Genomic DNA, 12193 nt, shown 5'->3' on the forward strand with positions numbered 1-12193 from the left:
CGAGAGGGAAACGCCCGGTCACATTCCGAACCCGGAAGCTAAGCCTCTCAGCGCCGATGGTACTGCAAGGGGGACCTTGTGGGAGAGTAGGACGCCGCCGGACTTAACGTATGAAAGATGTGGCCATCGGCCCTCCATCGAGAATTCGCAGGGGAAACCCTCGTTCTCGGTCGGGGCCGGTGGCCATTTCTGTTTCTGCCGCCGTTCACTCGACGCCGGCTCCGGTTCGTGATGGACTGGAAGCCGACGTCGGGAAACTGACGCGGCACCCAACACAACGACACAGCGGACGAACGCCCGAGGCACTGCACCGGGCACGCGATGAGGAGCAACGGTGGCGAACGACGACGATCAGCGGCGGAACGACGGGGAGCGCGGAGATCGACCCCGACGGGACGGCGACCGGTTCCCCCGTCGCGACGGCGCTCCGCGTCGGGACGGCCAGAGCGATGGTCGTTGGTCGTCCGGTCCTCGTGAGTTCGAGCGGCGCGAAGGCGACCGTCGTGATCGTCCGCAGGGTGGAGACCGTCCGTTCCGAGACGGCGCACCCCGCCGGGACAGTGCTCCGCGTCGCGATGGCGATCGTCCGTTCCGGTCCGGCGACCGGAACGACCGTCCGTCGTGGCAGGGTGACCGCGGTGATTCCGGCCGGCCGCCGCGCGGCGATGGTCCGCGCGGTGCCGATCGTCCGCGGCGCGATGGCGATCGTCCGTTCCGTGGTGGCTCGGACCGCCCGGCTCGTGACGGTGATCGTCCGTTCCGTGGTGGGAGCTCGGACCGTCCGCGTCGTGACGGTGACCGTCCGTTCCAGGGTGGTTCAGATCGTCCGCGTCGTGATGGCGACCGGCCGTACCGTGGCGGATCGTCAGACCGTCCGGCTCGTGATGGCGATCGCCCGTACCGCGGTGGATCGTCCGACCGTCCCGCTCGTGATGGCGATCGCCCGTACCGTGGCGGGTCGTCGGACCGGCCGCGCCGTGACGGGGACCGACCCTTCCAGGGCGGCTCTGACCGTCCGCGTCGTGATGGGGACCGCCCGTACCGCGGGGGCTCCGACCGCCCTGCTCGCGACGGGGACCGCCCGTACCGCGGCGGATCCTCGGACCGTCCCGCTCGAGACGGAGACCGCCCGTACCGCGGTGGTTCGTCCGACCGCCCGTACCGCGGTGGTTCGTCCGACCGTCCGGCCCGTGGCGGTTCGTCCGACCGTCCGTTCCGCGGCGGTTCGTCGGACCGCCCGGCTCGCGACGGCGGTGAGGACCGTCGTCGTTTCGGTGACGGCAGCCGTCACGCCGGCGCCCGTTTCGGTGAGGCCGCGCGCGACGACTGGGAGGACCGCGACCCCTACGGCACCAAGTCGATCCGTCCGCGCCACGACGACCCGGAGATCCCCGAGGAGATCCAGGCGCGCGACCTCGACCCCGCCGCCCGGATGGAGTTGAAGACCCTCAGCAAGGACAACGCCGACTGGGTTGCCCGTCACCTCGTGGCCGCCGCACTCTTCGTCGACGACGACCCCGAGACGGCCAACCAGCACGCCCTGAGCGCTGCTCGTCGTGCCGGTCGTGTCGGTGTCGTCCGCGAGACGGCCGCGATCACCGCGTACCGCCTCGGCGACTTCGCCACCGCGCTCCGGGAGCTCCGCACCTACCGTCGGATCTCCGGTCGCAACGACCAGCTCCCGATGATGGTGGACTGCGAGCGTGGCCTGGGCCGTCCGGAGCGGGCACTCGAGCTCGGTCGTTCGGTCGAGCGCTCGGCCCTCGAGACCCCGGTGCAGGTCGAGCTCGCGATCGCCATGTCCGGCGCTCGTCTCGACCTCGGGAATCCCACAGCCGCCCTCGGCGAGCTGGAGATTCCACAGCTCGACCCGTCCACCGCGTACACGTGGTCCCCGGCGCTCTACAGTGCTTACGCGGCCACGCTCGAGGAGCTCGGTCGACAGGACGAGGCCGACGAGTGGTGGGCCCGTGTGGACCGCGCGGCAGCGGCCCTCGCCGAAATCGCGGACGACAACGCTTGGGAGACAGTTGATGTGGTCGAGGAAACGCTCGAAGTCGAAGAACACGGAGACGCCGGAGACGACGCCGCCGATGACCTCGGAGCCGACGACGTCGCGACCGACGAGCTCGACGGCGACGACGAATCCGCCGACGACATCGACGACGACCTCGATGACGAACCCGCCCTCGACGACCTCGACGACGACACCTCCGCAGCCGACGAGCCCGGCGAGATCGACGACGACAACCCCCGCGACGTCGACGGCTCCGCAGCCGGCTGAGCACTCGGCGGCCTTGACCGACGGCGTCGACGTGGTCCTCACCGACCTCGACGGCGTCGTCTACCGGGGGCGCAACGCCATCCCGCACGCGGTCGAAGCCCTGACCCGGGCATCGCTCACGGCGCGGGTCGGCTACATCACGAACAACGCATCGCGCCGGCCGATCGACGTCGCCGAGCACCTCGAGCGCTACGGGCTCGAGGTGTCCGAGGGCGACGTCGTCACCTCGTCACAGGCCGGCGTCCAGCTGCTCGCGACCCTGGTGCCGGCCGGAGCGACCGTCCTGGTCACCGGCGGGCTCGGGCTGTCCAGCATCGTCGAGGAAGCCGGGTTCACCGTCACCTCGAGTGCAGAGGACTCCCCGGCCGCCGTCATCCAGGGCTTCTCACCGGACCTCGGTTGGAAGGAACTGGCCGAGGCCTCCTTCGCCCTGGCCGACCCGGACGTGCCGTGGGTGGCCACGAACATGGACTGGTCGATCCCGGTCGAGCGGGGCATCGCGCCCGGCAACGGCACGCTCGTGTCCGCCGTGCACCAGGCGGTCGGCCGGATGCCCGTCGTCGCCGGCAAGCCCGAGCGGCCGATCTTCGACACGGCGGTCGAGCGCTTCGGCGGCGGTCGGACGCTGTTCATCGGGGACCGGTTGGACACCGACATCAAGGGCGCGAACGACGTCGGGATCCCGAGCGTGCTCGTGCTCACCGGCATCGACAAGGCGAAGCAGGTGCTCGCGGCCGACCAGCGCTCGCGTCCCACCTACGTGCTCGAAGACCTCCGAGGGCTGTCCCAGCCGTACCCGGAGACGGTGCGGCGCGAGGACGAGGACGGCACCCGGTACGTGACCGTCGGTACTGCGACGGTGGCGATGCGCGGGCACGTCGTCCGGGTGCTCGACGCCGGGACGGACATCGACCGGCTCCGTGCCGGCTCGACGCTCATCTGGGAGTCCGGGTTGGCCATCTACGGCCTCGACGTGGACCCGCAGCTGTACGGCGGCGAGTAGCGTGTCGGACGTGCCGAACCCCGAGCAGCCGTCCGCCGAACCCGAGCAGCAGGACGCCTTCGCCGCGCGCACCGCCGAGGCCGAGGCCCTGCCGCTCGCCGAGCGCGCCGACGCCTTCTCCGCCCTGCACGACGAGCTGCGGACGCGGCTCGAGAGCGGCGGCTCCGCGAGTGCCTGAGCCGGACGGAGCCGTGCACGACGCGACCCCGGTCCGCCTCGACGCCCTCCTCGCTGCACGCGGGCTCGCACGGTCGCGCACCGTCGCCAGCAAGCTGATCCAGGACGGCCGGGTGCTCGTGGGCGGCCGTGCCGTCCTGAAACCGTCGACGCCGACCGCATCCGACGCGGACATCGAGGTCGACGCCGCGGACGAGTGGGTCTCGCGCGCGGCCCGGAAGCTCGTCGGTGCACTCGACGCGTTCGACGTCGACCCTTCCGGTCGGGTCGTGCTCGACGTGGGCGCGAGTACCGGTGGGTTCACCCAGGTGCTGCTCGCACGCGGCGCCCGCCGTGTCATCGCGCTCGACGTGGGGCACGGACAGCTGCACCCGACCATCGCGCTCGACGAACGCGTCGCCGTGGTCGAGGGGACGAACGCGCGGAACCTCACGCGCGCCGACTACCTGGCGCTCGACGGCGCCGCCGCCGAGACGAGCCTGGTGGTGGGGGACCTGTCCTTCATCTCGCTCCGACTCGTGCTGCCGGCGCTGGCCGAAGCCGTCCCCGCGGACGAGTTCGTGCTCCTGGTGAAGCCCCAGTTCGAAGTGGGTCGTGGCGGTGTGCGTGAGGGCATCGTGCACGACGCCGGGCTCCGGAACGACGCGCTCATGAACGTGCTGTGGGCGGCGTGGGACCTGGGCCTCGGCACCAGTGGGCTCGCCGCGTCCCCGATCGTCGGGACACACGGCAACCACGAGTACCTGGCCCGCTTCCAGCGCGGTGTCGGGGGCAATCCGACAGAATGGAGAGTCCGGGCGACCGAACTCACGGAAGGGTCTTCATGAGTGACGAACGGCACATCCTGCTCGTGTCCCACACGGGTCGCCGTGACTCGATCGACGCTGCGGTCGAGGTCTGCGACCTCCTGCACGCGGCCGGTCTCACGCCCGTCATGCCCTTCGACGAGTACGCCGACATCCGTCGTGCCGAAGCGTCGGTCGGCAAGGTCGACATCCTCGGCGTCGATGTCCAGCCGAACCAGCTCGAGATCGTCATCGTGCTCGGTGGCGACGGCACGATCCTCCGCGCGGCGGAACTCGTGCGGAACACCGGCGCTCCGCTGATCGGGGTGAACCTCGGGCACGTCGGGTTCCTGGCCGAGAGCGAGCGCGACGGTCTGTCCGAGACGGTCGAGCGTGCGCTGTCCGGCGAGTACAACGTCGAGGAACGGGTCACCCTGCAGGTCGACGTGGTCGTGGGCAACCAGATCGTCTACTCGAGCTGGGCGCTGAACGAGGCCACGATCGAGAAGGCCTCCCGAGAACGGATGCTCGAGGTCGTGACCGAGGTCGACGGCCGCCCGCTGTCGTCCTTCGGCTGCGACGGCGTGGTCGTGTCGACCCCGACCGGCTCCACGGCGTACTCGTTCTCCGGCGGTGGCCCCATCGTGTGGCCGGACGTCGACGCGCTGCTCATGGTGCCGCTGAGTGCCCACGCCCTGTTCGCCCGTCCGATCGTCGTCGGGCCGGACTGCACGCTCGCGATCGAGGTCCTGCGGCGCACGAGCGGCGTCGGTGTCCTGTGGTGCGACGGCCGACGGACCCACGACCTGCCGCCGGGCGCCCGTGTCGAGGTCCGGCGTTCGCCCGATCCGGTGCGGGTCGCCCGCCTCAAGGACGCTCCGTTCACCGACCGCCTGGTCGCGAAGTTCCAGCTGCCCGTCGCCGGGTGGCGCGGTCCCCAGAGCGACGAGGACGACCGATGATCGAGGAGATCGCGATCCGCGACCTCGGTGTCATCGGTGAGACCACGCTCGAACTCGGGCCGGGCTTCACCGTCGTCACCGGGGAGACCGGCGCGGGCAAGACCATGATCGTCACCGCGCTCGGGCTGCTGCTCGGTGCGCGGGCCGATGCCGGCTCGGTGCGCCGCGGTGCGTCGAGCGCTGTCGTCGAAGGCCGCTGGCACGTCCCCGAGCAAGACGCCGTCGCCGAACGCGTCGAGGACGCCGGCGGCACCGTCGAGGACGGCGAACTCATCCTCACCCGCACGGTCTCCGCCGAGGGGCGCAGCCGCGCCACGGTGGGCGGTCGGAGTGCGCCCGTGGCGGTGCTCGGCGAGCTCGCCGACCAGCTCGTCACCGTGCACGGGCAGTCGGACCAGATCCGCCTCACCTCGGCCACGGCGCAGCGGGCGGCCCTCGACGGGTTCGGGGGAGCCTCGCTCGAGAAGGCCCTCGCCCGGTACGTCGCCGCGTACGACGCCTGGCAGCAGCACGCCGGTGACCTCGAGGTCCTGGTCCGCGACCGGGACGACCGGGTGGCCGAAGCCGAGCGGATCCGCGCGGCCTCCGACGAGATCGAGGCCGCCGACCCGCAGCCCGGCGAGGACGTCGAACTGGCCGAACGCGCCGAACGGTTGGGCAACCTCGAGGAGCTCCGGTTGTCCGCGGCCCTGGCGCACGAGGCGTTGTCCAGCGAGTCCCTCGACGGCGTCTCCGACGTCGTCGGCCTGGTCGAGTCCGCACGCCGTGCCGTGGAGCGCGTCGCGTCGTCGGACAGTGCCCTGCAGCCGGTGCTCGAGCAGCTCACGGAGCTCGGGATCCAGGCGGCCGAGGCCTCGGCGAGCATCTCGAGCTACCTCGGTTCCCTGGAACCCGAGGCCGGGCACGACCTCGAACTCATCAACGAACGCCGAGCCCTGCTGGCCGGCCTCACCCGCAAGTACGGCGAGACGGTGGACGACGTCATCGCCTACGGACAGCGCGCGAGCGATCGGCTGCTCGAACTCGACGGCGACGACGACCGGATCGCGGCGTTGCAGCAGTCGGTCGAGCAGGACGAGCAGGCGCTCGAGTCCGCCGCCGCCGCGCTCACGGCGGCGCGCGCCAAGGCGGCCACCGACCTGGCGAAGCGCGTGACCGCTGAGCTGAAGACCCTCGCGATGGGCGGTGCGACGCTGGTGGTCGAGGTCACCGACGCCGGCGAGTACCGCCGCCACGGCCGTGACCAGGTCACGATCCTGCTCCAGCCGCACTCCGGCACCGACCCCCGGCCGATCGGCAAGGGGGCGTCCGGCGGTGAGCTGTCGCGCGTGATGCTCGCGATCGAGGTCGTCATGGCCGGCAGCACCACGGTGCCGACGTTCGTCTTCGACGAGGTCGACGCCGGTGTCGGCGGGGCGGCGGCGATCGAGATCGGCCGACGGCTGGCGAAGCTCGCCGAGCGCACGCAGGTCATCGTCGTCACGCACCTGGCCCAGGTCGCGGCCTTCGCGAACAACCACCTCAACGTCGTGAAGGACGCCAGCGGTGCCGTCACGTCGTCGAGCGTGCGCCGGCTCGAGGGCGAGGACCGGCTGCAGGAGATGGCACGGCTGCTCTCCGGACTCGGTGACAGCGCCAGCGGGATCGAGCACGCCCGCGAGCTGCTCGACGTGGCCGGCCAGCGAGCCTGACGACCAAGCAGGCGGGTGCCGCCCGCCGACCCGGCCACGGCCCGAGGACCCGGCCACCCACCCGCGCAACGCCCACGGCGAACCGAGGTCGCGCCTCCCGGCAGTTCTGACGTACGATGGAATCCCGTGGCGGACACTCTCAGCGGCGGTACCAATTCTTCGAACTCGACCCCGAAGGTGACGAAGCAGATCTTCGTGACCGGCGGGGTCGTCTCGTCTCTCGGCAAGGGCCTGACGGCGGCCAGCCTCGGCAACCTGCTCACGGCTCGCGGCCTCAAGGTCGTCATGCAGAAGCTCGACCCGTACCTCAACGTGGACCCGGGCACCATGAACCCGTTCCAGCACGGCGAGGTCTTCGTGACCGACGACGGTGCGGAGACGGACCTCGACATCGGGCACTACGAGCGCTTCCTCGACATCAACCTGTCGCAGGCCGCGAACGTCACGACCGGTCAGGTGTACTCGACGGTGATCGCCAAGGAGCGTCGCGGCGAGTACCTCGGCGACACGGTGCAGGTCATCCCGCACATCACCGACGAGATCAAGCGCCGGATGCGCGAGCAGGCGCAGAACGACCCGCAGCCCGACGTCATCATCACCGAGGTCGGTGGCACCGTCGGCGACATCGAGTCGCAGCCGTTCATCGAGTCCGCCCGACAGGTGCGGCACGAGCTCGGCCGCAACAACGTGTTCTTCGTGCACGTCTCGCTGGTGCCGTTCATGAACGCCTCGGGTGAGCAGAAGACCAAGCCGACGCAGCACTCCGTCGCCGCTCTGCGCTCGATCGGCATCCAGCCCGACGCGCTCGTGCTGCGCAGCGACCGCCCGGTGTCGGAGTCGAACAAGCGCAAGATCGCGCTGATGTGCGACGTCGACGAGGACGCCGTGGTGAACGCCGTGGACGTCCCCTCGATCTACGACCTGCCGACGCTGCTGAACAACCAGGGCCTCGACCAGGTCATCGTCGAGGCGCTCAAGCTCGACGCCGGTCCGGTTGACTGGACCGCGTGGACCCCGGTGCTGAAGGCCGTGCACGAGCCGAAGAAGGCCGTCACGATCGCCCTGGTCGGCAAGTACATCGACCTGCCGGACGCCTACCTGTCCGTCACCGAGGCGCTGCGTGCCGGCGGCTTCGCGCACGACGCCAAGGTGACGCTGAAGTGGGTCGTGTCCGACGACTGCACCACGCCCGAGGGCGCGGCGAAGCAGCTCGGCGACGTCGACGGCATCTGCATCCCCGGTGGGTTCGGCGTGCGCGGCATCGAGGGCAAGCTCGGCGCGCTGAAGTTCGCGCGTGAGCAGGGCATCCCGACGCTCGGCCTGTGCCTCGGCCTGCAGTGCATGGTCATCGAGTACGCCCGCCACGAGGTCGGTCTGACCGACGCGTCGAGCACCGAGTTCGACCCGGAGACCTCCACCCCGGTCATCGCGACGATGGCGGAGCAGGTCGACATCATCGCCGGCGGCGACCTGGGCGGCACGATGCGCCTGGGCCTGTACCCGGCGTCGTTCACGCAAGGGTCGCTGGCGGCGGAGCTGTACGGAGCGCCCGAGGCCTCCGAGCGCCACCGTCACCGCTACGAGGTGAACAACAAGTACCGCGAGCAGATCGCGGACGCCGGCCTCGTCTTCTCGGGCACCTCGCCCGACGGCACGCTGGTGGAGTACGTCGAGCTCCCGCGCGACGTGCACCCGTTCTACATCGCCACCCAGGCGCACCCGGAGCTCCGCTCGCGTCCGACCGATGCGCACCCGCTGTTCGCGGGGCTCGTCGCGGCCGCGATCGAGCGCCACGAGGCGTCCAGCCTGTTCGACCCGCAGACCGAGGAGCAGGTCGCGTAAGCGCCGGGTCGCCACGATCGGACGGGAGGCGCGGTGCCAGCTGGCACCGCGCCTCCCGTCCGTCCGGGGCGCGTCCACGGCACCTGGTTCCGGACACGGAACCGCGGAACGACGCGGTGCTGTGTCCGGAACCTGGTTCCGACGGGGGCACCCGGCGCACGCGTGCTTGGATGGGGACGTGACAGACGCACCGATCGCTGACGAGTCCGCCTCCTTCGAGGTCACCGAATCCACCGTCGTGTACGAGGGCGCCGTCTGGGACGTGCGCCGCGACACCGTCGCGTACAACGGCGACTCGATGGTCCGCGAGTACATCGACCACACGGGTGCCGTCGCCGTGTACGCGGAGGACGACGAGGGCCGCGTCCTGGTCATCCAGCAGTACCGGCACCCGGTGCGGCTGCGCGACTGGGAGCTGCCCGCCGGCCTGCTCGACATGGAGGGCGAGGACCACCTGACGGCTGCGAAGCGCGAGCTGGGCGAGGAGGCCGACCTCGAGGCCGACACGTGGGAGCCCCTGGTCCGCTACAACACGTCCTCGGGTGGCAGTGACGAGTTCATCCAGATCTACCGGGCGCGCGGTGTGCGATCGACCGAGTCCGCGTTCGAGCGCGAGGCCGAAGAGGCCGACATCGTGACCCGTTGGGTCCCCCGGGCAGAGCTGCTCGAGGGGATCCTGGGCGGTCGGCTCAACAACTCGGCCCTCGTCGTCGCGACGCTCGCCGTCGAGGCCATCGAACAGCGCCGCAAGTGAGCGGGCTCGCGGGCGACGGTCTGCGCGAGCTGGTCGCCACCGGGACGTGGACGCACGAGCCGGAGGCCGCCGGGTTCGACGGCGACGTGTTCCGCGTCACCGCGGTCGAGGGCAGTGACGCCTGGCGGACGACCTCGTACGGGTTCGTGCACGACTCCGAGCACGCGCTGCTGCAGCCGACGGACGGGCCGTTGTCGGTCGAGGCGTCGTTCGTGCTCGACTACACCGAGCAGTTCGACCAGGCCGGGGTGTTCCTGCGCGTCGACGAACAGACCTGGATCAAGGCCGGCGTGGAGTTCTCGGACGGAGCGCCGCAGCTCGGCGCCGTGGTGACGCGTGGGTTCTCGGACTGGTCGGTGTCGCCCGTGCCGGAGTGGGCGGGCCGGGTGGTGACCGTCCGCGCGAGCCGCGATGGCGACGCCGTGACGATCCGGGCGTGGGCCGAGGGTGAGGAGCCCCGACTCGTCCGGGTCGCGTACCTCGACCCGGACGCCGTCGTGTCCGCTGGGCTGCTGTGCGCCGGGCCGACGCGGGCCGGGCTGACCGTGACGTTCACCGGGTTCCGCGTGGGCACGCCGGACGAGGCGTTGCACTGACGGCGGGTGGCCCCGCGCCGGTTAGCCTGCTGAGGTGATGCCCCTCGACCGTGCCGCGGAGACGTACCTGCGGCACGTCGCGATCGAGCGGGGACTCTCGCAGCACACGTTGTCGGCGTACCGGCGGGACCTCGCCGTGTTCACGTCGTGGTTGGCGGCCGCTCCGGTCGTCGAGTCGGACGGTGCGGACCGGGCCGGGGGATCCTCGGCGCTGCAGGACGTGGCACGGTTGGCGCGGGCGGACGTCTCGGGGTTTGTCGAGCACCTCGCCACGCGACCATCGGGACCGTTGGCGCCACGGTCGATCGCGCGGATGCTCAGTTCGGTCCGTTCGTTCACCGCCTTCGCCGCGGGAGAGGGCTGGTTGCCGCTCGACCCCGGCACCGCCGTCCGGCCGCCGAAGGCTCCGATGCGGCTCCCGAAGGCGATCCCCGTCGAGGACATGGAACGGCTGCTCGGGGCGGTGTCCGTCGACGCCGACGACCCCGTCCAGCTGCGGGACAAGGCCCTGCTCGAGCTGCTCTACGCCACCGGTGCGCGGATCTCCGAGGCGGTGGGGCTGTCGGTCGACGACGTGACGACGCTGTCGGACGGCGACGGCGAGCTCTCCGTCGTGAAGGTCACGGGCAAGGGCAACAAGCAGCGCATCGTGCCGCTCGGCAGCTTCGCCCGTGCAGCGATCGACGCGTACCTGGTGCGGGCACGGCCGGTGTTCGCGGCACGAGGGCCGTCGACGCCGGCACTGTTCCTCGGTGCCCGTGGAGCGCGGTTGTCGCGGCAGAGTGCCTGGCTCGTGATCCAGGCCGCCGCTGCTGCCGCCGACCTGGAGGCGCACGTGTCACCGCACACGTTCCGGCACTCGTTCGCGACGCACCTGCTCGAGGGCGGTGCCGATGTGCGCGTGGTGCAGGAGTTGCTCGGGCACGCGAGTGTCGCCACGACGCAGATCTACACGATGGTCACGGCAGACATGCTGCGCGACGTCTACCAGACGGCGCACCCTCGGGCGCGGCGGTAGGCGCCTGCGCGCTCAGAACAGGTCGAACTGGGCCGACGCGGCGATGACGGTGGTCGTCACCGCGACGACGAGGGCGCTCGCCGAAGCGCTCCGCGCCAGGACCGCCCAGGCACCGACGGCCCCGGGACGGACGATGCCGATGACCCCGCACGCCACGGCGAGCAGCCCCGCCAGGCCCCAGGGGTTCGCGACGACCGAGACCACGGCGAGCAGCACCGCGAGCACCGTGAACACGCAGAGCCGACGGTCGCCGGCGGTGCCCGATGCCCATGCGTCCGTCCGGATCGCCGCGGTCTGCACCGAGAACGACGGCCCCACCGGCGCGACGACGATCGGCGTGACCGGGTCAGCAGCAGCCGCGGGGACCCGTGTGGCCGCTCCCCAGGTGCGACCGTCCCACCACCGCAGACGACGGGCGTCCTGCGGGTCCGGGAACCAGCCTGCGGCCGGCAGCGTCACGGTTGCTCCTCGAGGTGCGGGGTGGATCGACGCTCCCGAGCCTAGGAGCGCGGTCGGCCCCGCCCCAGTCCCCAGCCGGGTGTCAGCACAAGGGGGGACCGGACCGGTGCACTACGGTCGGGGCGTGCCCTCGACGCTCGACGACTTCTGGACCGTGCGACGCAGCGAGCGTCCGAGCCTTCCGACGGAGGTGCCGGAGGCGTGGTCCTTCGGCGCGACCCCGGAGCAGGCGGACGCGCTCCTGCAGCTCGTGCTCGACGGGGTCAAGGTCGGCACGGCGTCGTCGCTCTGGGACTACGAGGCGACCGGTGACCCGCTGCCGACGGTCGACGAGGTGAGCATCGTGACCGACGGCTCGCGTGCGCCCCGTGCCGTCGTCGAGACGACGGCGGTCCGGGTGGTTCCGTTCGACCAGGTCGACGCGGACCACGCCCGGGCCGAGGGGGAAGGCGACCGGACGCTCGAACACTGGCGGACCGTGCACGAGGCGTTCTGGCGCGCACACTCGGAGAACCCGCGGGGGTTCGCGCCGGACATGCCGGTCGTGTGCGAGCGGTTCCGGCTGCTCTGGCCGAGCAGCTGAGATCGAGATCGAGACCGAGACCGATCCCGAGACCGAGAC

12 protein-coding genes and 1 rRNA gene are annotated in these 12193 nt (G+C 71.3%); 12 read left to right on the plus strand and 1 reads right to left on the minus strand.

Features of this window, described 5'->3' with window-relative positions; genetic code table 11:
* The 11 genes from rrf to DEJ02_RS08590 form a co-directional block, all read left to right on the plus strand.
* Nucleotides 1-103, plus strand: a 5S ribosomal RNA gene (gene rrf / locus DEJ02_RS08540); the annotation flags it as partial.
* A 1329-nt stretch (nt 104-1432) separates the two neighbouring features.
* The gene (locus tag DEJ02_RS18450) at nt 1433-2284 is read left to right on the plus strand and encodes a hypothetical protein (protein WP_110864218.1); all 852 of its coding nucleotides are present in this window, start codon (nt 1433-1435) and stop codon (nt 2282-2284) included.
* A gap of 13 nt (nt 2285-2297) precedes the next feature.
* Complete coding sequence (locus tag DEJ02_RS08555) at nt 2298-3287, plus strand: HAD-IIA family hydrolase (RefSeq protein ID WP_111032681.1); 990 nt, start codon at nt 2298-2300, stop codon at nt 3285-3287.
* 10 nt (nt 3288-3297) lie between these two features.
* On the plus strand, nt 3298-3465 hold the full coding sequence (locus DEJ02_RS18455) for a hypothetical protein (protein WP_164941184.1): 168 nt from the start codon (nt 3298-3300) through the stop codon (nt 3463-3465).
* Nucleotides 3458-4291 carry a TlyA family RNA methyltransferase gene (locus DEJ02_RS08560; RefSeq protein WP_111032682.1) on the plus strand — a complete coding sequence of 278 codons (834 nt, stop codon included), beginning with the start codon at nt 3458-3460 and terminating at the stop codon, nt 4289-4291. Before DEJ02_RS18455 ends, DEJ02_RS08560 begins: the two co-directional genes overlap by 8 nt.
* Complete coding sequence (locus tag DEJ02_RS08565) at nt 4288-5211, plus strand: NAD kinase (protein ID WP_071245131.1); 924 nt, start codon at nt 4288-4290, stop codon at nt 5209-5211. Before DEJ02_RS08560 ends, DEJ02_RS08565 begins: the two co-directional genes overlap by 4 nt.
* A complete protein-coding gene (recN, locus tag DEJ02_RS08570; protein ID WP_111032683.1) occupies nt 5208-6902 on the plus strand; it encodes a DNA repair protein RecN in 1695 nt (564 codons plus the stop codon). The genes DEJ02_RS08565 and recN overlap by 4 nt, the downstream gene beginning before the upstream one ends.
* 126 nt (nt 6903-7028) lie before the next feature.
* Nucleotides 7029-8744 (plus strand): CTP synthase, encoded by a 1716-nt coding sequence (locus DEJ02_RS08575; RefSeq protein ID WP_111032684.1) that lies wholly within the window; start codon nt 7029-7031, stop codon nt 8742-8744.
* A 178-nt stretch (nt 8745-8922) separates the two neighbouring features.
* Nucleotides 8923-9498, plus strand: coding sequence for an NUDIX hydrolase (locus DEJ02_RS08580; RefSeq protein ID WP_111024878.1), 576 nt, complete (start codon nt 8923-8925; stop codon nt 9496-9498).
* The gene (locus DEJ02_RS08585; RefSeq protein ID WP_111032685.1) at nt 9495-10094 is read left to right on the plus strand and encodes a DUF1349 domain-containing protein; all 600 of its coding nucleotides are present in this window, start codon (nt 9495-9497) and stop codon (nt 10092-10094) included. The genes DEJ02_RS08580 and DEJ02_RS08585 overlap by 4 nt, the downstream gene beginning before the upstream one ends.
* Nucleotides 10095-10131: 37 nt before the next feature.
* The gene (locus tag DEJ02_RS08590) at nt 10132-11112 is read left to right on the plus strand and encodes a site-specific tyrosine recombinase XerD (RefSeq protein ID WP_111032686.1); all 981 of its coding nucleotides are present in this window, start codon (nt 10132-10134) and stop codon (nt 11110-11112) included.
* 12 nt (nt 11113-11124) lie between these two features.
* Here the strand turns inward: DEJ02_RS08590 and DEJ02_RS08595 are convergent, their stop codons facing one another.
* Entirely contained in the window at nt 11125-11571 is a 447-nt protein-coding gene (locus tag DEJ02_RS08595; RefSeq protein WP_111032687.1) for a DUF2510 domain-containing protein, read from the minus strand.
* A 124-nt stretch (nt 11572-11695) separates the two neighbouring features.
* On the opposite strand from DEJ02_RS08595, the gene DEJ02_RS08600 reads away from it, so the two are divergent.
* Complete coding sequence (locus DEJ02_RS08600) at nt 11696-12154, plus strand: ASCH domain-containing protein (protein ID WP_220038374.1); 459 nt, start codon at nt 11696-11698, stop codon at nt 12152-12154.
* The last annotated feature ends 39 nt before the right edge of the window (nt 12155-12193 follow it).

The sequence above is a fragment of the Curtobacterium sp. MCLR17_042 genome (genome assembly GCF_003234695.1).
In the GTDB taxonomy this organism is placed as follows: Bacteria; Actinomycetota; Actinomycetes; order Actinomycetales; family Microbacteriaceae; genus Curtobacterium; species Curtobacterium flaccumfaciens.

Coding starts and splice junctions, on each gene's coding strand:
- DEJ02_RS08565 (WP_071245131.1), top strand. CDS start 4,288: ATGAGTGACGAACGGCACATCCTGCTCGTGTCCCACACGGGTCGCCGT.
- recN (WP_111032683.1), top strand. CDS start 5,208: ATGATCGAGGAGATCGCGATCCGCGACCTCGGTGTCATCGGTGAGACC.
- DEJ02_RS18450 (WP_110864218.1), top strand. CDS start 1,433: ATGGAGTTGAAGACCCTCAGCAAGGACAACGCCGACTGGGTTGCCCGT.
- DEJ02_RS08590 (WP_111032686.1), top strand. CDS start 10,132: ATGCCCCTCGACCGTGCCGCGGAGACGTACCTGCGGCACGTCGCGATC.